General features: G+C 62.3%; 19 protein-coding genes and 2 tRNA genes. 17 read left to right on the plus strand and 4 right to left on the minus strand.

From position 1 onward, the window contains the following. The first annotated feature begins 37 nt into the window (after positions 1-37). The 11 genes from J3485_RS06385 (at position 38) to J3485_RS06435 (ending at position 10,836) form a co-directional block, all read left to right on the plus strand. A complete protein-coding gene (locus J3485_RS06385) occupies positions 38-2,278 on the plus strand; it encodes a RelA/SpoT family protein (RefSeq protein ID WP_206951682.1) in 2,241 nt (746 codons plus the stop codon). 69 nt (positions 2,279-2,347) lie between these two features. After that, positions 2,348-2,424 (plus strand) — tRNA-Val (locus J3485_RS06390). Between the two features lie 293 nt (positions 2,425-2,717). Next, on the plus strand, positions 2,718-4,625 hold the full coding sequence (thrS, locus tag J3485_RS06395) for a threonine--tRNA ligase (protein WP_206951683.1): 1,908 nt from the start codon (positions 2,718-2,720) through the stop codon (positions 4,623-4,625). Positions 4,626-4,659: 34 nt separating this feature from the next. After that, positions 4,660-5,196 (plus strand): translation initiation factor IF-3, encoded by a 537-nt coding sequence (gene infC, locus J3485_RS06400; RefSeq protein WP_206951684.1) that lies wholly within the window; start codon positions 4,660-4,662, stop codon positions 5,194-5,196. Between the two features lie 240 nt (positions 5,197-5,436). Further along, the gene (rpmI, locus tag J3485_RS06405; protein WP_206951685.1) at positions 5,437-5,634 is read left to right on the plus strand and encodes a 50S ribosomal protein L35; all 198 of its coding nucleotides are present in this window, start codon (positions 5,437-5,439) and stop codon (positions 5,632-5,634) included. Positions 5,635-5,663: 29 nt separating this feature from the next. Further along, on the plus strand, positions 5,664-6,023 hold the full coding sequence (rplT, locus tag J3485_RS06410; RefSeq protein WP_206951686.1) for a 50S ribosomal protein L20: 360 nt from the start codon (positions 5,664-5,666) through the stop codon (positions 6,021-6,023). Positions 6,024-6,175: 152 nt separating this feature from the next. Next, the gene (pheS, locus tag J3485_RS06415) at positions 6,176-7,189 is read left to right on the plus strand and encodes a phenylalanine--tRNA ligase subunit alpha (RefSeq protein WP_206951687.1); all 1,014 of its coding nucleotides are present in this window, start codon (positions 6,176-6,178) and stop codon (positions 7,187-7,189) included. A 119-nt stretch (positions 7,190-7,308) separates the two neighbouring features. Further along, on the plus strand, positions 7,309-9,741 hold the full coding sequence (gene pheT, locus J3485_RS06420; RefSeq protein ID WP_206951688.1) for a phenylalanine--tRNA ligase subunit beta: 2,433 nt from the start codon (positions 7,309-7,311) through the stop codon (positions 9,739-9,741). 65 nt (positions 9,742-9,806) lie between these two features. After that, positions 9,807-10,223, plus strand: a complete 417-nt coding sequence (locus J3485_RS06425; RefSeq protein ID WP_206951689.1) for an integration host factor subunit alpha — start codon at positions 9,807-9,809, stop codon at positions 10,221-10,223. 54 nt (positions 10,224-10,277) lie between these two features. Then, complete coding sequence (locus J3485_RS06430) at positions 10,278-10,706, plus strand: MerR family transcriptional regulator (protein WP_206951690.1); 429 nt, start codon at positions 10,278-10,280, stop codon at positions 10,704-10,706. 53 nt (positions 10,707-10,759) lie between these two features. Beyond that, positions 10,760-10,836: transfer RNA gene (locus J3485_RS06435), tRNA-Pro, on the plus strand. Between the two features lie 79 nt (positions 10,837-10,915). On the opposite strand, the gene J3485_RS06440 is transcribed toward J3485_RS06435, so the two are convergent. Continuing rightward, on the minus strand, positions 10,916-11,332 hold the full coding sequence (locus J3485_RS06440; protein WP_206951691.1) for a hypothetical protein: 417 nt from the start codon (positions 11,330-11,332) through the stop codon (positions 10,916-10,918). A gap of 560 nt (positions 11,333-11,892) precedes the next feature. On the opposite strand from J3485_RS06440, the gene J3485_RS06445 reads away from it, so the two are divergent. Further along, the gene (locus J3485_RS06445) at positions 11,893-13,455 is read left to right on the plus strand and encodes a hypothetical protein (protein WP_242538501.1); all 1,563 of its coding nucleotides are present in this window, start codon (positions 11,893-11,895) and stop codon (positions 13,453-13,455) included. An 80-nt stretch (positions 13,456-13,535) separates the two neighbouring features. Here the strand turns inward: J3485_RS06445 and J3485_RS06450 are convergent, their stop codons facing one another. The 3 genes from J3485_RS06450 to J3485_RS06460 all read right to left on the minus strand — a co-directional run bounded on the left by J3485_RS06450 (position 13,536) and on the right by J3485_RS06460 (position 16,652). Further along, positions 13,536-14,786 (minus strand): phosphatidylserine decarboxylase family protein, encoded by a 1,251-nt coding sequence (locus tag J3485_RS06450; protein WP_206951692.1) that lies wholly within the window; start codon positions 14,784-14,786, stop codon positions 13,536-13,538. 87 nt (positions 14,787-14,873) lie between these two features. Next, positions 14,874-16,289, minus strand: a complete 1,416-nt coding sequence (locus J3485_RS06455) for a C45 family autoproteolytic acyltransferase/hydrolase (RefSeq protein ID WP_206951693.1) — start codon at positions 16,287-16,289, stop codon at positions 14,874-14,876. A gap of 99 nt (positions 16,290-16,388) precedes the next feature. Beyond that, positions 16,389-16,652 carry a LysR substrate-binding domain-containing protein gene (locus J3485_RS06460; RefSeq protein WP_242538502.1) on the minus strand — a complete coding sequence of 88 codons (264 nt, stop codon included), beginning with the start codon at positions 16,650-16,652 and terminating at the stop codon, positions 16,389-16,391. A 288-nt stretch (positions 16,653-16,940) separates the two neighbouring features. On the opposite strand from J3485_RS06460, the gene J3485_RS06465 reads away from it, so the two are divergent. From J3485_RS06465 to J3485_RS06485, 5 genes are all read left to right on the plus strand, one after another. Continuing rightward, complete coding sequence (locus J3485_RS06465) at positions 16,941-17,033, plus strand: potassium-transporting ATPase subunit F (RefSeq protein ID WP_206955682.1); 93 nt, start codon at positions 16,941-16,943, stop codon at positions 17,031-17,033. Continuing rightward, a complete protein-coding gene (gene kdpA / locus J3485_RS06470) occupies positions 17,030-18,838 on the plus strand; it encodes a potassium-transporting ATPase subunit KdpA (RefSeq protein ID WP_206951694.1) in 1,809 nt (602 codons plus the stop codon). The genes J3485_RS06465 and kdpA overlap by 4 nt, the downstream gene beginning before the upstream one ends. A gap of 13 nt (positions 18,839-18,851) precedes the next feature. Continuing rightward, the gene (kdpB, locus tag J3485_RS06475) at positions 18,852-20,996 is read left to right on the plus strand and encodes a potassium-transporting ATPase subunit KdpB (protein ID WP_206951695.1); all 2,145 of its coding nucleotides are present in this window, start codon (positions 18,852-18,854) and stop codon (positions 20,994-20,996) included. Positions 20,997-21,045: 49 nt separating this feature from the next. Next, positions 21,046-21,627 (plus strand): potassium-transporting ATPase subunit KdpC, encoded by a 582-nt coding sequence (gene kdpC / locus J3485_RS06480; protein ID WP_206951696.1) that lies wholly within the window; start codon positions 21,046-21,048, stop codon positions 21,625-21,627. Between the two features lie 79 nt (positions 21,628-21,706). After that, positions 21,707-24,559: a DUF4118 domain-containing protein gene (locus tag J3485_RS06485; protein WP_206951697.1), complete on the plus strand. Its 2,853-nt coding sequence runs from the start codon at positions 21,707-21,709 to the stop codon at positions 24,557-24,559.

Below are 24,559 nucleotides of genomic sequence, written 5' to 3' on the forward strand. Positions count from 1 at the left end.
GCAGTCGGCAGTCGCAGTCGAATCACAGAGTCGAACGATGAACGCCGATACGATCGTCACCGGCGCGCCGTCGTTGCCGTCCTACAAAGACGCGCTCGCTTTCGTGCGTGAGTGCGCGGGCGAGGCGCGCCTGTCGTCGGGCGAGTTGCTGGCCGACCACGCGGCGGGCACGGCGTCGATCGTCAGCAAGCTCAACGTCGATCCGCCCGCGGTGTTGGCGGCGGCGTTGTTCGCGCTGACGCCGCATCTGGCCGACCCCGAGCGGATCATCGCCGAGCGCTTCGGCGAGGAGGTGGAGCAGCTCGTCGGCGACGTGCGCAAGCTGCTGCGTCTCGGCACGGTGAGCCTGAAGGCGGCGCAGAACGCGGTTCCGGAGACGGGCCGCGACGCGCAGGCGGCGAGGCGCGCGCAAATCGAGTCGCTGCGCAAGATGCTGCTCGCGTTCGCGCAGGACATCCGCGTCGTGCTGATCCGGCTCGCGTCGCGCTTGCAGACGCTGCGCTACTACGCGGCGGCCAAGACCTCGCCCGGGCTCGACGTTGCGCGCGAAACGCTCGAGATCTACGCGCCCCTCGCGAACCGGCTCGGCATTTGGCAATTGAAGTGGGAACTCGAGGATCTGGCCTTCCGCTTCGAGGATCCGGACACCTACAAGCGCATCGCCAAGCTGCTCGACGAAAAGCGTGTCGAGCGCGAAACGTACGTATCGCAGGCGATCGAGCGGTTGCAGCAGGAGCTCGCGGCCGCCCAAATTCAAGCCGAGGTGAGCGGGCGGCCGAAACACATCTATAGCATCTGGCGCAAGATGCGCGGCAAGACGCTCGATTTCGCCGAACTCTACGACGTCCGCGCGTTTCGCGTCATCGTGCCGGACATCAAGGATTGCTATACGGTGCTCGGCATCGTGCACAACCTTTGGCAGCCGGTGCCGAAAGAATTCGACGATTACATCTCGCGGCCGAAGCCGAACGGCTACAAGTCGCTGCATACGGTCGTGATCGGCGACGATGGCCGCGCGTTCGAAGTGCAGATCCGCACGCACGAGATGCACCGCTTCGCCGAGTACGGCGTGGCCGCTCACTGGCGCTACAAGGAAGCCGGCACGCGCGGCTACGGCGGCCAGTTCAGCGCGAGCGAGAAATACGACGAGAAGATCGCGTGGCTGCGGCAGTTGCTCGCGTGGAAGGAAGACGTCGCGGAAGGAGAGGGCGAGCCCGCGGCCGCGAAGCCGTGGGAGCAACTGCGCCACGCCACGCTCGACGACGATCACATTTACGTACTGACGCCGCAAGCGCGCGTGATCGCGCTGCCGCAAGGCGCGACGCCCCTCGATTTCGCCTATCACTTGCATAGCGAGCTAGGCCATCGCTGTCGCGGCGCCCGCGTCGATGGCGCGATGGTGCCGCTCAACACATCGTTGCAAAACGGGCAGACCGTAGAGATCGTCGCCGTGAAGGAGGGCGGGCCTTCGCGCGATTGGCTCAATCCGCAGCTCGGCTACCTGCAGAGCAACCGCGCGAAGCAGAAGGTGCGCGCGTGGTTCAACGCGATCGAGTTGCAGGAGAACATCGCGAGCGGCCGCGCGATGGTCGAAAAAACGCTGCAACGCGAAGGCAAGACCTCGGTCAACCTCGATCAGCTCGCGGCCAAGCTCGGTTTCAAGTCGCCCGACGATTTGTTCAACGTCGTCGGCAAGGAAGAGTTCAGCCTGCGCAACATCGAGCAGGCGATTTCCGACGCGGCGCCGCCCGAGCCGCAGGTCGATACGCCCGAGCAGTTCGAGAAACGCGGCAGCGGCGCGAGCGTCGCGCGCGGTGCGTCGACCGGCGTGCTCGTCGTCGGCGTCGACGCGCTGCTCACGCAACTTGCCCGATGCTGCCGTCCCGCGCCGCCCGACGACATTAGCGGTTTCGTCACGCGCGGCAAGGGCATGTCGATTCACCGCAGCGATTGCGCGATGTTCCGGCGCATGGTGGCGCGCGCGCCCGAGCGCGTGCTGCAGGTTGCATGGTCGGCGGACGTGATGGGCGGGCGCGGCTCGTCGGTCTATCCCGTCGACATCGCGATCGAGGCGCAGGATCGCCAAGGCTTGTTGCGCGATATCTCGGAAGTGTTCGCGCGCGAGAAGATGAATGTCGTCGGCGTGAAGACGATGAGCCGCCGCAACGCGGCGTTCATGCAGTTCACGGTCGAGGTGTCGAGCTCGTCGCAGGTTCAACGTGCCTGCACATTGCTCGGCGAAGTGGGCGGCGTCGAGCGCGCGGTACGCAAGGTATAGCCTTTGGCATGTGGAAGCATAAAAGTACTTGCCAAGGTTCGATAGGCTCCATATAATCGCTGCTTCTTCAGGCTCGTAGCTCAGCTGGTTAGAGCACCACCTTGACATGGTGGGGGTCGTTGGTTCGAGTCCAATCGAGCCTACCAACGAAATCGAGTACCCGGTTCGCCGGATACTCAACGGCAGTCAAGAGCGCGAAAGCGCACAAGGCGAATACGGTTATGACACCGCGAACGTTGACCGAAACCTTTTCGGAACGACGCTAGTCGAGGACCTCTTTCGCCCGGTAAGTCTGCTTTAGTGAAAGTGAATGCGGCCCCTCGAAAGCGGGGCCGCATTTTTTTTGTCCGTCTTTCGCTTAGCAAGTATCCGCAGTGACGGTTTGTTGCCGCCAACCGATTGTTTTTGATGCCGCGCGCGGCATCTCGGAGAGAACGCAATGGTTTCGATACGCCTGCCCGACGGTTCGGTTCGACAGTACGATCACCCGGTGACGGTGGCTGAAGTTGCGGCCTCGATCGGCCCGGGTCTCGCGAAGGCCGCGCTTGGCGGCAAGCTCGACGGCGAGCTCGTCGATACGTCGACGTCGATCGAGCGCGACGCCTCGCTCGCGATCGTGACGGAGAAGGACCCGGACGGCCTCGACATCATTCGCCACTCGGCGGCGCACTTGCTCGCCTACGCAGTGAAGGATCTCTATCCCGAGGCGCAGGTGACGATCGGGCCGGTGATCGACAACGGCTTCTATTACGACTTCGCCTATCACCGGCCTTTTACGCCCGAGGATCTCGAGAAGATCGAAAAGCGCATGCAAGAGCTCGCCAAGAAGGACGAGCCCGTTTCGCGCCGCGTGGTCTCGCGCGACGAAGCGGTGGCGTATTTCAATAGCATCGGCGAGAAGTACAAGGCCGAGATCATCGAGTCGATCCCCGCGAGCGATGAGATCAAGCTCTACTCGCACGGCGGCTTCACGGATCTGTGCCGCGGCCCGCACGTGCCGTCCACGGGCAAGCTCAAAGTCTTCAAGCTGATGAAGCTCGCCGGCGCGTACTGGCGCGGCGATTCGAAGAACGAGCAATTGCAGCGTATCTACGGCACGGCTTGGGCCAAGAAGGAAGAGCAGGACGCGTATCTGCACATGCTCGAGGAAGCGGAGAAGCGCGATCACCGCAAGCTTGGCCGCCAGCTCGACTTGTTTCACTTGCAGGACGAATCGCCGGGTATGGTGTTCTGGCATCCGAAGGGTTGGACGCTTTGGCAGCAGGTCGAGCAGTACATGCGCCGGCGCGTGAATGCCGACGGCTACCTCGAGATCAAGACGCCGATGATCATGGACCGCTCGCTGTGGGAGGCGTCGGGCCACTGGCAGAACTATCGCGAGAACATGTTCACGACGGAGTCGGAAAAGCGCGACTACGCGATCAAGCCGATGAACTGCCCGGGCCACGTGCAAGTGTTCAAGCACGGCCTGCGTTCGTATCGCGATCTGCCGCTGCGCTACGCCGAATTCGGCTCGTGCCATCGCAACGAAGCGTCGGGCGCGTTGCACGGCCTCATGCGCGTGCGCGGCTTCGTGCAGGACGATGCGCACATCTTCTGCACGGAAGCGCAATTCATCGAGGAATCGATCAAGTTCAACACGCTCGCGATGAGCGTGTACCGCGATTTCGGTTTCGATCAGATCGACATCAAGCTCTCGTTGCGCCCCGAGCAGCGCGCGGGGACGGATGAGATTTGGGACCGCGCCGAAGATGGCCTGCGCCAAGCGCTGACGGCGTGCGGCTTGCAGTGGGAGGAGCTCCAGGGCGAGGGCGCGTTCTACGGCCCGAAGATCGAATACCACATCAAGGATGCGCTCGGCCGGTCCTGGCAGTGCGGCACGCTGCAGCTCGACATGGTGCTGCCGGAGCGGCTCGGTGCCGAGTTCGTGGCCGAGGACAACAGCCGCCGCCGCCCCGTGATGCTGCACCGGGCAATCGTGGGTTCGATGGAGCGGTTTCTCGGCATTTTGATCGAGCACCATGCCGGCGCGATGCCCTCGTGGCTGGCGCCGACGCAGGCCGTCGTCATGAACATCGCCGAAAGCCAGGCCGAGTATGCGCAGTCGCTGGCCCAAACATTGCAAAAACAAGGGCTTAGAATCGGGCTCGATTTGCGCAACGAGAAAATTAGCTATAAAATACGCGAGCATACGCTCGAAAAAGTGCCGTACCTGCTCGTGGTAGGCGACAAAGAGCGTGAAGCACAAACGGTAGCCGTGCGTGCCCGTGGCGGTGTCGATCTAGGCGTGATGCCGGTCGACGCCTTCGTTGAGCGCTTGGGTCAAGACATCGAGGCGTTCAAGTAGCCACTGTGGCAGCGCGGCTCGTTTTTTTAATTTTTTGAGGAAACAAAACATCGCTACTGATAAGCCGCATCGCATCAACGGTGAAATTTCGGCACCCGAGGTGCGTCTAGTCGGAGTCGAGAACGAACCGCTCGGCATCGTGAAACTGGCTGATGCTTTCCGCATGTCGGAACAGCAGGACGTCGATCTGGTGGAAATCGCCCCGCAAGCGGTTCCTCCGGTCTGCCGCTTGATGGATTACGGCAAGTTCAAGTACCAGGAAGCGAAGAAGCAGCACGAGGCGAAGCTCAAGCAGAAGGTCATCCAGGTCAAGGAAGTGAAGTTCCGCCCGGGTACCGACGACGGCGATTACAACGTCAAGCTGCGCAATCTCGTGCGCTTCCTCGAGGATGGCGACAAGACGAAGATCACGTTGCGTTTTCGCGGGCGTGAAATGGCGCACCAGGAAATCGGCATGCGGATGCTCGAGCGCTTGCGCACCGACCTCGAAGAAGTCGGCCAGGTCGAGCAAATGCCGAAGATGGAGGGGCGCCAGATGATCATGGTGCTCGCGCCGAAGAAGAAGAAGTGACGTGCGGCGCGCCGCGGCTCGGCCACGATTTTCGGCCGGTGGTGCGGCGCGTGTGACGGAGCGGTGAGAGATGTAAACAGATTTCGGAACCGGTGCCCGGCTGTAATGGGCCTCGGCTCCTGAAAACGCGGCGGCCGGCAACGGCAAGCCGCAGACAAGTGGACTGGGTTTCAAAGGGCGGATCTGGGGCTTTTCGGCCGGCCGCACACCCATCGCCATCAAATAACGGAGTTGTTCGTCATGCCTAAGATGAAGACCAAGAAGAGCGCTGCGAAGCGCTTCGTGGTGCGTCCGGGCGGGACCGTCAAGCGCGGTCAAGCCTTCAAGCGCCACATTCTCACGAAAAAAACCACGAAGAATAAGCGTCATCTGCGCGGTTCGACGGCGGTGCACGAGTCCAATGTGGCTTCCGTGCGCGCCATGATGCCCTTCGCCTAACCCTTAACCTTTACTCATAGGAGCGAAACATGCCTCGAGTCAAACGTGGGGTTACGGCACGTGCCCGCCACAAGAAGATCATCAACCTGGCCAAGGGTTACCGTGGCCGTCGCAATAACGTCTACCGCATCGCGAAGCAAGCGGTCATGCGCGCAGGGCAATATGCCTACCGCGACCGTCGCAACAAGAAGCGCGTATTCCGTGCACTGTGGATCACGCGTATCAACGCGGCGGTCCGTCAGCACGACATGACGTACAGCGTGTTCATCAACGGCCTGAAGAAGGCGTCGATCGAACTCGACCGCAAGGTGCTGGCCGATATGGCCGTGTTCGACAAGGCCGCTTTTGCCGCGATCGTGAATCAGGTGAAAGCCGCCGTTGCAGCCTAATTGCGAGATTAGTACTGCGTGGTTCGTCGGGGGCGCCGGTGCAGGCCAGTGCCCCCCGACAAGAAAACGGGGCTCCTCACCGAGCCCCTTTTTTTTGCTGGTCGCACTCAGGTGCCTCGTAAATCATCACCGACGTTGAAATGATGGGATCAATGGATCTGGACCGGATTGTCGCCGACGCGCAAGAAGCGTTTTCACGAGCCCTTGACGGTGCCACGCTCGAAAACGAGAAGGCTCGTTTTCTCGGCAAGGCGGGCATGCTGACCGAACTGCTCAAGGGCCTCGGCAAGCTCGACCCCGAGGCGCGCAAGGCCGAGGGCGCACGCATCAACGTCGCGAAGCAGCAGGTCGAGGCGGCGCTGACGTCGCGGCGCGACGCGCTCGCGCAAGCGTTGCTCGAACAGCGCCTCACGGCGGAGGCGATCGATGTGACGCTGCCTGGGCGCGGCAACGGCGCCGGCAGTTTGCACCCCGTGATGCAGACGTGGGAGCGCGTCGAGCGAATCTTCGGCTCGATCGGCTTCGACGTGGCGGACGGCCCCGAAATCGAAACCGATTGGTACAACTTCACGGCGCTGAACAGCCCTGAAAACCACCCGGCGCGCTCGATGCAAGATACGTTCTACGTCGACGGCCAGGATGCGGGCGGGCGTTCGCTCCTGTTGCGCACGCATACGAGCCCGATGCAAGTCCGCTACGCGCGCAGCAATCAGCCGCCGATCAAAGTCATCGTGCCGGGGCGCACGTATCGTGTCGACAGCGACGCGACGCATTCGCCGATGTTCAACCAAGTCGAAGGCCTTTGGATCGACGAGAACATCAGCTTCGCGGACTTGAAGGGCGTCTATACCGATTTTCTGAAGAAATTTTTCGAGCGCGACGACATCCTCGTCCGCTTTAGGCCCTCGTATTTCCCGTTCACGGAACCGTCGGCCGAAATCGACATGAAGTTCGAAGAAGGCAAGAACGCCGGCAAGTGGCTCGAGATCTCGGGCTCCGGCCAGGTGCATCCGAACGTCATTCGCAACATGGGCCTCGATCCGGAGCGCTACATCGGCTTCGCGTTCGGCAGCGGCCTCGAGCGGTTGGCGATGCTGCGCTATGGCGTGCAGGATCTGCGGCTCTTCTTCGAGAATGATCTGCGCTTCTTGCGGCAGTTCGCGTAACGCGCATCAGCGCACCTCACGCGAGCCGAAAGCCGCAAGCAGTGCCTGGGCCGAGCGAGCGTCGAAACGGCGCTCGCATGAAGCCGGGCATGGACCCACTCCTTCGAACGTAGACACACATGCAATTCTCTGAATCCTGGCTCCGAGCGTTTGTCGATCCGCAACTAACGACGGAAGAACTGTCGCACGCATTGACGATGGCTGGCCTCGAAGTCGAGTCGTTGCGCCCGGCCGCACCGCCGACCTCGAAGATCGTCGTCGGCCGCGTGCTCGAAGTCGTGAAGCATCCCGATGCGGACAAGCTCAACGTCTGTCAGGTCGATGCCGGCACGGGCGCGGTGTTGAACATTGTCTGCGGCGCGCCGAACGTCGCGCCCGGAATCAAAGTGCCCGTCGCGCTCGTGGGTGCGCAACTGCCACCGTCCGAAGAGGGCGGCGCGCCGTTCTTGATCAAGCTGTCGAAGCTGCGGGGCGTGCAAAGCGAAGGCATGCTGTGCTCGGCGCGCGAGCTCAAGCTGTCGGAAGATCACAGCGGGCTGATGATCCTGTCCGAGGACACGCCGATCGGGCAGGACATCCGCGAAGTGCTGAACCTCGACGACACCGTCTTCGAAATCAAATTGACGCCGAACAAGGCCGATTGCCTCTCCGTCTTCGGCGTTGCGCGCGAGACGGCGGCCATCACCGGTGCGCCGCTCAGGCCGCTCGCGATCGAGCCCGTCGACGTCAAGCTCAACGAGCGTTTGCCTGTGAAGATCGCGGCGCCCGATCTGTGCGGCCGCTTCTCGGGCCGCGTCATCCGCGGCGTGAATGCGCGTGCGAAGACGCCGCAGTGGATGGTCGAGCGGCTCGAACGTTCAGGACAACGAAGCATTTCCGCGCTCGTCGATATTTCGAATTACGTGATGCTGGAGCTCGGTCGCCCGTCGCACGTGTTCGATCTCGACAAGATTCATGGCGGCATCGAGGTGCGCTGGGGGCGTCGCGGCGAAAGCCTGAAGCTTTTGAACGGCAACACGATCGAGCTCGACGAAGCGGTTGGCGTCATCGTCGACGATCATCAGGTCGAAAGCCTGGCCGGCATCATGGGCGGCGACAGCACGGCCGTGACGCTCGATACGACGAACGTCTATCTGGAAGCCGCGTTCTGGTGGCCCGACAGCATCCGCGGCCGCGCGCGCAAGTACAACTTCTCGACCGATGCCGCTCATCGTTTCGAGCGGGGCGTCGACTACGAGACGACGGTTCAGCATATCGAACGCATTACGCGTCTCATCCTCGACATTTGCGGTGGCGAGGCGGGGCCCGTCGACGACCAAACCGTCAATCTGCCGCGACGCATGCCTGTCACGATGCGCGTGGCGCGTGCGCAGCGCGTGATCGGCGTGGCGATCGAGGCCGATGAAATGGCGCGGATTTTCACGCGCCTTGGGCTCGCGTACGAGTTCGACGGCGAGATTTTCGCGGTGACGCCGCCCTCATACCGCTTCGATATCGAGATCGAGGAAGACCTGATCGAAGAAGTGGCGCGCATTTACGGCTTCGAGAAGATTCCCGCACGTCCCCCCGTTGCGGCCAATGCGATGCGCGGGACGAACGAAACGCGCCGCTCGATCCATGCACTGCGCCACGCGCTGGCCGCGCGCGACTACGCCGAGACAGTCAGCTTCAGCTTCGTCGATGAAAGCTGGGAGCGCGATTTCGCCGGTAACGACGCGCCGATTCGCGTGCTCAATCCGATCGCGAGCCAGTTGTCGGTGATGCGCACGACGCTGTTCGGCAGTCTCATCGACGTCTTGCGTCACAACTTGAATCGCCGTGCGGATCGTGTTCGCGTGTTCGAGGCAGGGCGTGTGTTTTTGCGTGACGCGTCGGTCGATGTGAGCGAGATGACCGTCGAAGGCTATGCGCAGCCGAAGCGCATCGGCGCGCTGGCTTATGGCCCGGCGGCCGAAGAGCAGTGGGGACAATCGACGCGCATGGTCGATTTCTTCGACGTGAAGGGCGACGTCGAGGCGTTGTTCGCGCCGCACGCGGTGCGTTTCGTCAAGGCGGGCCACCCTGCATTGCATCCGGGCCGCAGTGCGCGCATCGAGCTCGATGGCCGGGCCGTTGGTTGGATCGGCGAGTTGCATCCGCGCTGGATGCAACAATACGATTTGCCGCACGCGCCGATCCTCTTTGAAGTCGACGCCGAAGCGTTGATGGGCCGCGCATTGCCGACGCCGACGGAAGTGTCGAAATATCCGCCGGTACGCCGCGATATCGCGGTGGTGGTGGACCAAAACGTGGACGTTCAGGCGTTGTTCGACGAGATGCAAAAGGCGCTTGCCGAGGACGCATGCAAGTTTGTCCAAAGGGTTGCGCTTTTCGATGAATTTCGTGCAAAATCAAGTACTTCCGGCGGGATGGCAGCGCACGAGAAAAGCCTTGCCTTCCGCGTGACCCTGCAAGATACTGGCGGCACGCTGCAGGACGAAACGGTCGATTTGGCCGTCAAGACCTTGGTGGATCGCTTGGCTCGAGTTTACGGCGCGCGGTTGCGCGGATGAACGCGGGGACGCTCGTAAGAGCGTCCGTGCGATGTACCGCCATCGGTTGGTCGCCGTTTTTAGACATGAATGAAATGAACTCGAGTGATTTCGAAGCCCTACTTGCGGCGCAGCGTGGCGCCATGATTCGCGAAATATCGACACCGCTCGCCGACGTATCCACTAGCGCGGAAACGCCGACACTGACCAAAGCCGAGCTGGCCGAGCTGCTATTCGACAACGTCGGATTGAACAAGCGCGAAGCCAAGGACATGGTCGAGGCGTTTTTTGAAGTGATTCGCGACGCGCTCGAGAGCGGCGACAGCGTGAAGCTGTCGGGTTTCGGCAATTTCCAGTTGCGCGACAAGCCGCAGCGGCCGGGACGCAATCCCAAGACGGGCGAGGCGATTCCGATCGCGGCGCGCCGTGTCGTGACGTTCCATGCGAGTCAAAAGCTGAAGGCGCTCGTCGAAAGCGGCGCCGAGGCGGCTTTGCCGCGCTGATTGCGAAGCTGCGACGCGTCGCAGCGCGCCCTTTACCACGACGGTTAACCGACGATGACAACGACGGTCGAGAAAGTCGTCTTGCCTCCGATTCCGGCGAAGCGGTACTTCACGATCGGTGAGGTCAGCGAGCTGTGCGGCGTCAAGCCGCATGTGCTGCGGTATTGGGAGCAGGAGTTCACGCAGTTGCGTCCGGTCAAGCGCCGTGGCAACCGTCGTTACTATCAGCACCATGAGGTGCTGTTGATACGGCGTATTCGCGAATTGCTCTATGAGCAGGGCTTCACGATCAACGGTGCGCGTAACAAGCTCGATGCGCGCGGTGCGGTGATCGAAGAGGATGCGACGGATGCGGCGAAGCCGGAGCGGGAAGCGTCACAGGATACGAATGCACCGGTGGCGCCCTCGGCGATGGGAGATAGCGTCGACGTCGCGCAACTGCGCAAGGATCTCATCGGCATCATCGAACTGTTGGGAAGATAGTTTCGTGTAGGTGGTTCTAATCGGTGAAAGTGTCTGTTATACTTTCATGCTTTCGGGGCGTAGCGCAGCCTGGTAGCGTACCTGCATGGGGTGCAGGTGGTCGGAGGTTCAAATCCTCTCGCCCCGACCAGATTAAAAAAACCCGCGTCAGCTTAGGCTGTCGCGGGTTTTTTATTGCGTCGGTGTTGCACGACACCACCGCGCACACGCTATTCCTTCGATGGCGTTTGCTGCCCTTGTTGGAAGGCCGAGATAACGGCCTGAGTCAATCCCAGGTGGGATGACTGCGTCGCATAGTACGCGCCGACGACCGTTCCAACCGTCGCTAGGATGACCGTCGATGCCGCTAGCCACATGTGCGTCCTGAGACTGTAGGCGTCTTTTGCAGAAGCGGCTATCTGTTCAGTGAGCAATTCGAATCGCTTGTCGCGTTCATCGAGGCGCCTGTCACGCTCGTCGAGGCGCTTGTCGCGTTCGTTGAGACGCTCGTCGAAGCGCCGCTCACGCTCATCGGCGCGAGCCTCGAATGCATCGAACCGCGCCAACATGGCCGCGACGCGCGCGTCCATTCGAGCTTCGACGGCTTCGATGCGCGCCTCGAACTCCTCTCGCGTTGGGGTACTCATCTCTTCCGCTTTCTCAAAGTGTCAGGTTCTATAACGGGCGCTGCGTCCCCTTTCATGCCATTGATCGCCCCTGGCTATCGGCGCAAAAGGCGCTAATCCAGATGAGTAAGTAACGCTCCAAGCATTTGGGTTCCGGTCCCTAGGCCGCGGATCGGATCGACCCGATCGCGCTAGCCGCCGCGCACAACCGCATCCACCAAGCCGCTTGCCTGCGAAAGCCACCGGCCACGCTCGACAAAAACCGTTGTCAGCCATTTGTCAGTCAAATCCTACGAGTCGGTCCGTCACGCCGACGCCAATCTCCGACCGCGCTGATTTCGCTACGTCGCGCGTTTTGGAATACTTCACCTCAACAAGTAACACCACTGACCACGCAACAGCAACGTTGCAGCAACGAGGCAGGTTGCAGACGACCTTCCGGTAGCTCGAAGAAACAGGGTGGCGACTTGAGCCTGACGATTAGTTAGGACTCCGAAGCAAATTTCGAATGAGCGACGGGCGAAGCGGTCACGCGCCGCGCAGCCTCGAGCCCCGATCAACATCCTCTCCGAGCCCCAATCATGAAACGACGCCAATTCCTCGGCTGCCTGACGGCGGCGGCAAGCAGCTATGTTCTCGTCGCGTGCGGCGGCGGCGGTACCGATGCGCTGGGATCGATCGCGGCCAGCAGCAAAAGCGCGATCGCAAATGCAAGCGCGGGTGCGACGGGTTCGCCCAACGGGACGACAGTGCCGTCGGCCGCATCGATCACCGATAGCTCGGGTAATGTCTGGACGCTCTCGAACGGCTACGTCTACAAGAATGGCGTCAAGGATACGCATGCATACAACATGACGATGCTGCTCTGGTACAACGGCTCCATCTACGGGGAGAACACGAGCAAGGCCTTCTATCAGTACATCGGCCCGTCGTGGCAAGCGTGCCTCGACCCGCGCCTGGGCGGTACCTCCGCCGACGGTACGGCGATCCCGCCCGCCACGTACCTCATCGACAAATCGAACAACTATTGGACGATGTCGAACGGCGGCGTCTTCAAGAACGGGGTGCAGGATCGCTCAGCCCCGACCGCGACACTGCTGCTCTGGTACGGCGCGATGTTCTACGCGGGCACGAGCAGCGGCCAGTTCTACGTGAGGTCGTTCACCGGTGCATGGCTGCCCTGCGCGGACCCGCGTATCGCCAAAGCGGCCAATGCCGGCTCGTTCTACGGCATCAACGGCCACTACGACTATCCGTTCACGCCGACGCAAACGGTTGCGGCGCTTCAAGCGATCGGCTGCACCACCTATCGTCTCGGCTGCGTCAACACCTCGGCGCAACTGAATCCCGTCGTGGCGATGGCCAAGGCGTTCAAGTCGGCGAAGCTGGACCTGTTCACGCTGATCAACTACGGATTGCGCGACGCCGCCGGTACGCTCTACACGAGCGAGACGGCGGCCTATGACGCCGTTTATGCAGGCGCCGCAGCGGTTGCAGCGGCGCTGGCACCCTACGGCGTCACGACCTACGAATGCGGCAACGAGCTGACGCGCGATCCGGCGATCATCCTGAATTCGGCAACGGCGGGCACCGGTCCGACGGACTTCAACAACACCAATTGGCCCATCATGCGCGGCGTGATTCGCGGCATGATCGACGGCATCAAGTCGGTGCAGCCGACCGCGCGTTGCGGCGTGAACTTCTGCGTGGCCGACGTGGCGGCCGCCGACATGCTGTGGGACGGCGGGCAGCCGGACGGCTCGACGGGGCACCCGCAAGTGCGTTGGGACGTCACGACGTGGCACAACTACTCGCCGTATGGCGACATCTTCAATGTCGGTTGCGACGGCGCGGGTCCGGGCTTCAATTTGCCGGTCTACTGCAAGGCGCGTTACGGTGTGCCGTTCATGATTACCGAGTGGAATGCGGCGCCCGAATACACGGAAGCGAACCGCTCCACGTATGTTCAACAGCAACTGACGGAGTTCTATAACGCGCGCAAGACCGATCAAATCGAGTCGGTGATGTACTACGAACTGACGAGCGGCGACTACACGTACGGCATCGTGCTGGACAATCTCACGCCGATTCAGCCGACGTACGGAACGTTCCAGACGTTCGTCGAGCAGCACGCGGACGTTTGATCGTCATACGACGGTGCGGGCGTTGCCCATCCGTGAGAGACGCGGCGCCGCGCTGTTCGCGGCGCCGATCACGGCACTCGCTAATTCGCCGTAGCAAGCTGTGAGTTGATCTTCAACGGTGGCGCTTCGAAGTTGAACGGTTTCTTCGGCACGAAACTATCGATCACCCCGGGCCGGAAAATCAGGCAGTGCGTCGAGCCACCGTATTGGAAGTAGCCGATCTCGTCGCCTTTATTCACGTACGTACCCGGCAGCGCTTCGATGACGCACGACGAAATCTCCGCCATCCCGACGAACACGCAGCCGACGAGCCCAATCGACGGATCGTCGCAATCGATGACAAGGACCGCGCGCGCGGCCACCGCCGTGATATAGCCTTGCGAGTCGTTCGGCCCCGCTGGATCGAGTCCCTCCGATTCGGCATCGGAGTAATACGTGCCGTCGACGAGATACGCTTTGACGATCCGGCCGCTCACGGGCGCATGCCACCGGTGATAGTTGTACGCGCTCAAGAACGCTTGATAGACGGCGCCGCCGACGAACGTCTGCGCAAGCTCTTCCTGCTGTGCGGTGAAAATGTCCTGCAGCGAATACGGCTGCTCCTTGATCCAGAATCTATCCTCGAGCTTCACGTCGTACTGCAGGTTGTAGGGCGTCGCCTCGCAAGCATTGACGATCACTTTGTTGTTGGCCGGGTCTGCAACCGGGCGCTGTCCCGGTAGGAATTCGCGCGTGAAGAAGCCGTTCCACGAGGAAAAGCCCCAATACGGCGCTTGCGGATCGCACCGGAACTCGGACATGTTCGTCGCTTTGAGCGCATCGGGACAGAACCAGCCGTCCGGCGAATTCGTGTTCAAGTAGGTGCGCGAATAGGGGCCGCTCAAATATGAACACCAGAAATTGAGCACGCGCTTGAGTTGCGCATTGAGCGCCGGCATCCGAAACAGCGCGAATCCCGCCGGCATGCACATCGGCCAGTCGAGCAGCGCGTTGAGCGGGCAACCGACGAGCTCCGAGTTACTGAACGGTGGCGCGTACGTCATGACGTGATTGATCAGCACCATCAACTCGTCGATCGTCGAGTAACCGAGTTGATAGCCACGCGCGAGCGCTTCGTCGATCGCCTGCGTGAAGCCCATGCGCAGCACGGGATCATCGTTGACGAGCGTCGCCAGTTCCTGCACGACAGGCAGCAGCGGGGTGACGACCTCCTTGTCCTGTACTTGTCCGGCGATGCGCTTGCGGAAGGAGGCAACGGCTTGTTCGCTGGCGGGCAGCCAGTAGCCCAAGCGGCGCCGCGCCGTTTGCGGTGCTTTCGATCGCGTATCCATGTGGTCCCCTTGCTCGATGTGGTGGGATCGCCGCACGCGGCGATGTCGTGTCGCGACGCGATTGGCCGCGGCGGCCGGTCGGCTCCGTTATTCGTTAAATAGTGTCCAAGGTTGGTGCGGACGGCTCGCGAGGTAGCCCTGCTGCCAGTTCCATTGCGGATGGATCCGCAGAAATTCGTCGGCGTCGAACGGCGCGCCGTCGGCGCGTCCGAAGCGCGCACTGAGCCCGAGCTTGCGCGCCAATTCGGCCGTCGTTACTTTGCCGTCGACCGATCCACCCGGAAAATACGGTACGTTCCAAACGGCGTTCGGATCGCTCGCGTACTCCATCGGGTCGGTGTCGTAGTGAGCGCAGATCGTGCGCGAGCATGGATTGATCCGCATCAAGTAGACATCGAACGTGTCGGCGAGCATCCGCTGTCCCGCTTGGGCGTCGATGCGCCCGTCGTACTGGCCGAGTACCTGCGGCCAGCGCATGCGGCGCGCGCCCGTTTGCTGACGGATGTCGCTGTAGCCGACGTCGGTGCATTCGAGATTGCGGATGCGCGGGTCGTCGGGGGCGTTGTCGCCGTAGAACCAGCCGTCTTTTTTCTTCGAGAGGTTTTGGTACTTCAGGCCTTGCTCGTATTTCGCGATCTCGTTCGTGCCGATGTCGCCGACGAGCCACATGTTCGCGTAGCCGCCGTTGTTGCCGGCGTCGAGCAATGCCACCCATTCGTCGATGTTCGATGCGCGCTGGCAGGCGCGGCGCGCACGGATGTACTCGGGTACTTTGTCGATGTCGTAGCCGGCATAGCCGACGATCGTCGTTTCGGCCACGACGAGGCCGGCCGCCGTGACCCAAAAATCGGTCATGCTCGCAATCCAACCCGGGCAGCTTTGCATCACCATCCGATGGCCGTCGTCGGGCTCGATATCGAGGATCGTATTCATGTACTGGCCATTCCAAAACTCGGTGAAGCTTTCGTGGCCAAGTACGATGCGTTGGTCGGCGGTAGAAGACCCCGTAGCGATGAATGCGCTGCAATGGCTCTTCGCCTGCGCGCCGGCATTCACCGGCGCCGCGGCGTATTGCTGTGCGACCGTGGGCCACCAATATCCGGTCAGCTCTTCATAAGCGTTCCATCCGATGATGTCGGCAAGAGACGAGGGCACGCCGCCCTTCGTGAGCCCCGCCGCGATGCCGCGCATTTCCTCGAGCAGATCGGGGGCGACGCGCTCGATGATGGGGCCGTGATACTTGGCGGCGGTCTCGACGAAGAACGCGTAGTCCATGCCGATCGTTTGCAGTGTCATCGCCTTATATACGCGCAGCGCTTCCGCATATTCGCGGGCAACGAGAAAGCCGTGTTGGAAGCCGCGCTCGAACGGCGCGCCGCGCGTTTTCAGGTGAATCCAGCCGTTGACGTCGGTTCGGCTTGCCTTGGCTAGCCACGCGCGCTCTTGCGCATTGAGATTTTCGATATTGGCGAATGCCGCGGTGTTTGACGTCGCGCTGGACATAGGGGTCTCCTTGGGGCGACTGCCACAAAAAATGTAGCAGGCGTGTCGGGGAGTAAAAGCTGTCAGAAATGACAGGGCGCGCTCGACTCGGCGGTCGAGTCAGTTCGTCGAGAGCCTATGCGTCAAGTACTCGATGAATATGCGCGCCTGTAGCGGCTGATATCTGCGCGGCGGATACAGGAAGAACAATTCGTGCGGCGATGCATGCCATGCCGGCAAGACACGTTGCAATCGTCCATCCGCGAGCAAGTCGGCGACGAGCCAAGCAGGCGCCAATCCGAGCCTTGCGCCGGCGAGCAACGCCTCGCGAATCGCCAGTGAATCGTTGATCCGATAGCGCGCCTGCGTGACCGATGCGGGCAATGCCGCTATGGCAGCGGTGCTGACAAGGGCAGTGCTGTTCGGCGGCGCCGCCGCGGCGTACCGCTAAGCGAGCGGTTCGTTTACGCGATTTTTACGGGCGCAGCTTCACTCTTATCGTGGCGTTTACGCGAACTCCTCTACGCTTCACGCTGTCCTGATCCGCTACGGGAGAACACGAAAAATGGACTTTATCTACCTCGTCGGCATAGCCATCTTCTTGGGGCTATGCATGGCGCTGACCGCCGGCTGCGACAAGCTGCGCAGCCGCGGACCCGGAGGTCGGCCGTGATTGCCTGGATGATGTGGCTCGCCGGAGCTTCGACGCTGCTTTTGTTGGCGTATCTCATCTACGCGCTGCTGCGTGCGGAGGACCTCGAATGAACGCCGATAATTTTCTTCAGACCGCTCTCTTTATCGTCGTATTGATCGCGCTGGCCTTTCCGGTCGGGCGCTACATGACGGCTGTGCTCGACGGCTCGTCCGTCGTCGTGCGCAAGATCGGCAGGCCGATCGAACGGCTGCTCTACAAGATCGCCGGCGTCGACGAAAGCGTCGAGATGTCGTGGAAACACTATGCGCTCGCCGTGCTGCTGTTCAACGCACTGGGCGCGCTGGCCGTCTACGGCTTCCTGCGCCTGCAACAGTGGCTGCCCGCCAACCCGCAAGCCTTCGGCCCGATGACACCCGATGCGGCGTTCAATACGGCTGTGAGCTTCGTGACGAACACGAATTGGCAGGATTACACGCCCGAGTCGACCGTCAGCTATTTGACGCAGATGGCCGGCCTCACGGTGCAAAACTTCCTGTCGGCCGCAACCGGCATCGCCGTCGTCATCGCGCTGATCCGCGGCTTCGCGCGCCATACGGTGCAGACGATCGGCAACTTCTGGGTCGACCTTACGCGCATCACGCTCTATATCCTCGCGCCGCTCGCGACGATCGTTGCGCTGATCTTCATCAGTCAGGGTGCGATCCAGAACTTCAAGTCGTATCAGGACGTGCCGACGCTGCAGGTCACGACGTATCAGGTGCAGAAGACCGATGCGCAAGGCAATCCGGTGAAGGATGCCAAGGGCAATCCGGTCATGCAGGATGCGAAGGCCGATAAGCAAACGATCGCAATGGGCCCGGTGGCCTCGCAAGAAGCGATCAAGATGCTCGGCACGAACGGGGGCGGGTTCTTCAATGCCAATTCGGCGCATCCGTACGAGAATCCGACGCCGTTGTCGAACTTCGTGCAGATCCTGTCGATCCTCATCATTCCGGCGGGCCTGTGTGTCGTGTTCGGCCGCATGGTCAGCGATCGCCGGCAAGGCTATGCCGTGCTCGCGGCGATGACGATTGCATTCGCCGTCGCATGTTGGGGCGAGATTTCCGCCGAGCAGTCCGGCAATCCGCTGTTCACGTCGCTGCACGTCGACCAAAGCGCATCGGCCATGCAGTCGGGCGGCAATACGGAAGGCAAGGAAGTGCGCTTCGGTATCGCGCAGACAGGCATCTTCACCGTGGCGACGACCGCCGCGTCATGTGGCGCCGTCGATGCGATGCACGACTCGCTGACGCCGATGGGCGGCTTCACTCCGTTGCTGCTGATACAACTCGGCGAGGTGATCTTCGGTGGCGTCGGCTCCGGCTTGTACGGCATGCTCGTGTTCGCGCTGCTGGCCGTGTTCGTCGCGGGCCTGATGATCGGCCGCACGCCCGAGTATGTCGGCAAGAAGATCGAATCGTACGAAATGAAGATGGTATCGATCGCGATTCTGCTCACGCCGTTCCTCGTGCTCGTCGGCACTTCGATCGCCGTGCTGTCGCCGCTCGGTACGGCCGGTATTGCGAACCCAGGGGCGCACGGCTTCTCCGAAATTCTTTACGCGTTCAGCTCCGTCGCCAACAACAACGGCAGCGCGTTCGCGGGCCTTTCGGTGAATACGCCGTTCTATAACGTGCTGACCGCCATCGCGATGTGGTTCGGCCGCTTCGGCACGATCGTGCCGGTGCTCGCCATCGCAGGCTCGCTCGCGAACAAGAAACGGATTGCGGCGACCGCCGGCACGCTGCCGACGCACGGGCCGCTGTTCGTCGTACTGCTGCTCGGCACGCTCGTGCTTGTGGGTGCCCTGACGTATGTGCCGGCTTTGGCGCTGGGTCCTGTCGCCGAACATCTCACGATGATCTCGGGTCATTGATTTCGAGGAAAGCATGACTACTGTCACTCAACCGCCTGTCCATCGTCCCGACAATCTCGGGCAGGCCCGTACCGCCGTGCGCTCGATGTTCGACCCCGCGCTCGTGAAGCCCGCGATCGTCGATGCATTCAAGAAGCTCGCGCCGCGCACGCAGTTGCGCAACCCGGTGATGTTCTGCGTCTACGTCGGCAGTATTTTGACGACGATCCTCTGGGGCGCGGCACTCGCGGGCCAGGCCGAGGCGCCGGCGGGCTTCATTCTGGCCGTCACGCTGTGGCTCTGGTTCACGGTGTTGTTCGCGAATTTCGCCGAAGCGCTCGCCGAAGGGCGTTCGAAGGCTCAAGCGGCATCGCTTAGGAGTGCTAAGCACAACGTGATGGCCAAGAAGCTGAACGCGCCCCATCCGAAAGCCCCGGTCATCATCGTCACGTCCACCGATCTGCGCAAGGGCGATGTCGTGCTGATCGAAGCGGGCGACACGATTCCCGCCGACGGCGAGGTCATCGAAGGCGTTGCCTCCGTCGACGAATCGGCGATCACAGGCGAATCGGCTCCCGTGATTCGCGAATCGGGCGGCGATTTTTCGTCCGTGACGGGCGGCACGCGCGTGCTGTCCGATTGGATCGTCGTGCGCGTGAGCGTGAACCCGGGCGAAGCCTTTCTCGATCGCATGATTGCGATGGTGGAGGGGGCCAAGCGCCAGAAGACGCCGAACGAAATCGCGCTGACGATTCTGCTCGTCGCACTGACGCTCGTGCTGCTGTTCGCGACGGCAACGCTGCTGCCGTTCTCGATCTTCTCCGTGGCTGCCGTCAAGGCGGGCCACGTGGTGACGATCACGGCGCTCGTCGCGCTGCTCGTCTGCTTGATTCCGACGACGATCGGCGGCCTCTTGTCCGCGATCGGCGTAGCCGGCATGAGCCGAATGATGCAGGCGAACGTCATCGCCACGTCGGGCCGCGCGGTCGAAGCAGCCGGCGACGTCGACGTCCTGCTGCTCGACAAGACGGGTACGATCACGCTCGGCAACCGGCAAGCGTCGTCGTTCGTTTCCGCGCCCGGGGTGCCGGAAGAGGTGCTGGCCGATGCGGCGCAGTTGTCGTCGCTGGCGGACGAAACGCCGGAAGGGCGCAGCATCGTCGTGCTAGCGAAGCAGCGCTTCAATATTCGCGAGCGCGATATGCACGCGTTGCACGCCACCTTCCTCGGCTTTACCGCGCAAACGCGCATGAGCGGCGTCGATTTGCCGAATCGCGAAATTCGCAAGGGTGCCGCCGATGCCGTCAAAAAGTACGTCGAGGAAAACGGCGGCCGTTATCCGGCTGAGGTGCAGAAGGCTGTCGACGACGTTGCGCGGCGCGGCAGCACGCCGCTCGTCGTGGCGGAAAAGGCCGGCGGGCACGGCGAATCGGGGCAGGCCCGTGTGCTTGGTGTGATCGAGCTGAAGGACATCGTCAAGGGCGGCATCAAGGAGCGTTTTGCCGAGTTGCGCAAGATGGGCATCAAGACGGTGATGATCACGGGCGACAACCGCTTGACGGCTGCCGCGATCGCGGCGGAAGCGGGTGTCGACGATTTTCTTGCCGAAGCCACGCCGGAAGCGAAGTTGAAGATGATCCGCTCGCATCAGGCGGAAGGGCGCCTCGTCGCGATGACGGGCGACGGCACCAACGACGCGCCGGCGCTCGCGCAAGCCGACGTGGCCGTCGCGATGAACACGGGCACGCAGGCGGCGAAGGAAGCCGGCAACATGGTCGACCTCGATTCGAATCCGACCAAGCTGATCGAGATCGTCGAGATCGGCAAGCAGATGCTGATGACGCGCGGTTCGCTGACGACGTTCTCGATCGCCAACGACGTGGCCAAGTACTTCGCCATCATCCCCGCGGCGTTTGCGACGACGTATCCGCAACTGCGGGTGCTCGACATCATGCACTTGACCTCGCCCGCGTCGGCGATCCTCTCGGCCGTGATCTTCAACGCGTTGATCATCGTGTTCCTGATTCCGCTCGCGCTAAAGGGCGTGAAGTACCGCGCGCTCGGCGCCGCATCGCTGCTGCGCCGCAATCTGCTGATGTTTGGGCTCGGCGGCATCTTGCTGCCGTTCCCGTTCATCAAGCTGATCGACATGCTGATCACGGCGATGGGCTGGGCTTGATGCGTGCCGGTCGCTCTCTTAGAACACCATTTGTTTGTATCGAACGATCATGAAAAATCTGCTGAGACCCATGCTGGTGTTGTTTGCCGCAATGACGGTGATCACGGGCGTCGTCTATCCGGTCGTCGTCACGGCGATCGGGCAGGCCGTCTTTCCGCATCAGGCGAACGGCAGCCTCATTGAAAAAGACGGCAAGGCGGTCGGCTCGACGCTGATCGGCCAACAATTCGACGCGCCTGGGTACTTCTGGGGGCGTTTGTCGGCCACCGCGCCGAATCCCTATAACGCGCAGAGCTCGGGTGGCTCGAATCTGGGGCCGACGAATCCGGCGCTTGCCGATGAGGTCAAGGGCCGTTTGAGCGCGCTGCACGAAGCCGATCCGGCGAACACGCGGCCCGTGCCCGTCGATCTCGTGACGTCCTCGGGCAGCGGCCTCGATCCCGATATTTCACCGGCTGCCGCTGCCTACCAGGCGGCGCGCGTGGCGAAGGCGCGAGGCTTGGCGAACGAGCAGGTGGATGCGCTGATCGAGCAGCATACGGCGGGGCGGCAATTGGGCGTGCTCGGTGAGCCGCGCGTGAACGTGCTCGCGCTCAATCTCGCGCTCGATCAATTGAAACCGCTACACTGAAGAGTGTTGTGATAGGTCCGTGCGAGCGCAACGCTTGCCCATGGTGACGCAAGACATTCGGTCATGGTGAAGATGCTTTATGGAACGACCTGATCCCGACGCGCTGCTCGATAAGATCCAGCGCGAGGAAGAAAAGCGCCACCGCGGCCGGCTGAAGGTGTTTTTCGGTGCGTCGGCCGGCGTCGGCAAGACGTTCGCGATGCTGCAGGCGGCGCGGCGCAGGCGCGATGAGGGCGTCGGCGTCGTCATCGGTCTGGTCGAGACGCACGGCCGCAAGGAAACGCTCGCATTGCTGGACGGGCTCGAAACGATCCCGCCGGCGCGTGTCGAGTATCGCGGCCGGCAACTCGCGGAGTTCGATCTCGACGCGGCGCTCGCACGCAAGCCCGAGTTGATTCTCGTCGACGAACTGGCGCATTCGAACGTGCAGGGGTCGCGCCATCTGAAGCGATGGCAGGACGTGCATGAACTGCTCGATGCGGGGATCGACGTCTATACCACCGTCAACGTTCAGCACCTCGAGAGTTTGAACGACGTCGTTGGGCAAATCACGGGCATTCGCGTCTGGGAGACCGTGCCCGATCGCGTTTTCGATTTGGCCGATGAAGTGACGCTGGTCGACTTGCCGGCCGAGGAGTTGCTCGATCGGTTGCGCGAAGGGAAGGTCTATCTGCCGCATCAAGCGGAAAACGCGGTCCGCAACTTCTTTCGCAAGGGCAACCTCATCGCGCTGCGCGAACTCGCGCTGCGGCGCACGGCCGATCGCGTCGATGCGCAAATGCGCGAGTATCGCGCCGATCAATCGATCGAGCGTATCTGGCAGGCGCGCGAGCGGATCATCGTTTGCGTGGGGGCGGGGCCCGAGAGCACGACGCTCGTGCGCGCGGCCGCACGCCTTGCATCGAGCCTCAAAGCCGATTGGCTTGCCGTCTATGTCGAAACGCCGAAGCTGCAGCGGCTGCCCGATGCGATTCGCAGGCGCACGCTCGATGCGTTGAAGCTCGCGTCCGAACTCGGCGCCGAAACGGTGACGCTGCAGGGGCCGGACGCCACGCAAACGCTGATCGCCTACGCGCGCATGCGCAATGTCTCGAAGCTCGTCGTGGGCGCGGCGCCGGCGTCGGGATGGCGCGGCTGGCTGCGGCGCTCGACGGGCGAGCGGCTGATTCGCGCGGCGCGCGATATCGACGTCACGCTCGTCAATTCGGGCACCGTGCGCGAGACGGCCGAGCGCGGCGAAGCCGTGGCGCGCTTTGCCGGCACCGGCGCGGGGGCAGGGCGATCGTCGTTTGTTTCGTACTCCTATGCATTCGGTATTTGCGCGGCGATCACCGTCGCCGAAAGCTTCTTCGTCGATCACATCTCGCTCGCAAATCTCGTGATGGTCTATCTGCTCGGCACGATTTTCACGGCGGCGCGGTTGGGGCGCGGCCCTGGCGTGATGTTCTCGTTCCTCGGCGTGGCAGCGTTCGATTTTTTCTTCGTGCCGCCGCGCATGTCCTTTACGGTGTCGGACACGCAGTATTTGCTGACGTTTGCCGTGATGCTGTTGACGTCGTTGACAATCAGCCACTTGACCGCAAGCTTGCGCCGTCAGGCCCGCATTGCGACGTTGGGCGAACGACGAACCGGTGCGATGTTCGCCATGGCGCGTGAGTTGGGCGCCGCGTTGGCGACGGCCCAGATCATCGAAATCGGCACGCGTCACGTTGCCGAAGTGTTTCAAGCGCGCGTGGCGATTCTCTTGCCCGATAGCACCGAGAAGGTGAGGCAGAAGATCGAGAACCCCGACGAGGCGATGACGCTCGACGTATCGAGCCTCGATTTGGATATCGCGCAGTGGGTCTACGATCAGCAAAAGAGCGCAGGTCAAGGCACCGATACGCTGCCCGCGACACCCGCGCTGTATCTGCCGCTGAAGGCGCCGATGCGCACGCGCGGCGTGATCGCGATCGTGTCGCCGCGGATGGAAGAGCTCGAGATCCCGGAGCAGCGCCGCATGATCGATACGTTCGCGGCGCAGATCGCGCTTGCGCTGGAGCGCGTGCACTACGTCGAGATCGCGCAAGATGCGCTCGTCAGCATGGAGTCGGAGCGGCTGCGCAATTCGTTGTTGTCGGCGATCTCGCACGACTTGCGCACGCCCTTGACGTCGATCGTCGGATTCGCGTCGATGCTCGCGGAGGCGCCGGGCGGCGGGCCGATGGGCGAGCGCGAGCAGGAACTGGCCGAGGCGATTCACGACGAGGCGCTGCGTATGACCGGGCTCGTGACGAACTTGCTCGACATGGCGCGGCTGCAAGAAGGGAGCATGCGGCTCAATCGACAGTGGTCGTCGATCGAAGAGGTGGTCGGCTCGGCGTTGTCGGCGTGCCGACGCATGCTGGCGGGGCGTGCGATCGAAGCGCGCGTACCGGCCGAGCTACCGCTCGTGCAACTCGATGCCGTGCTGGTCGAACGGCTCTTTGCGAATTTGCTCGAGAACGCCTCGAAATACACGCCCACCGGTTCGCTGATCGCGATTGCGGCGTCGACGCGCCAAACCGATTCGGAGCGCTATGTCAAAGTCGAAGTGCAAGACTGTGGGCCAGGCTTGCCGGCCGGCATGGAATCGCGCTTGTTCGAGAAATTTACGCGTGGCGAGAAAGAATCGGCCAAGCCCGGCATCGGTCTGGGCCTGGCGATTTGCAGGGCGATCGTCGAAGCGCACGGCGGTCAAATCGGCGCTGACAATCGTCGCGATGCCGAGGGCGCCGTGATCGGCGCGACGTTCTGGTTCACGCTGCCGGCCAACGAAACGCCGACGATCGAGGCCGAGCTGATCGAGGACGTCGAGCCTCATGACGGGACGCACGGCGAGCGGAGTGCGGAGCCGATCGCACCGGAGGTCGACTTGCCGCCCGTACCACCGGCATCCACGCTGAAATCTTAG

Origin of the sequence: Trinickia acidisoli, from assembly GCF_017315725.1 — a bacterium.
GTDB lineage: Bacteria > Pseudomonadota > Gammaproteobacteria > Burkholderiales > Burkholderiaceae > Trinickia > Trinickia acidisoli.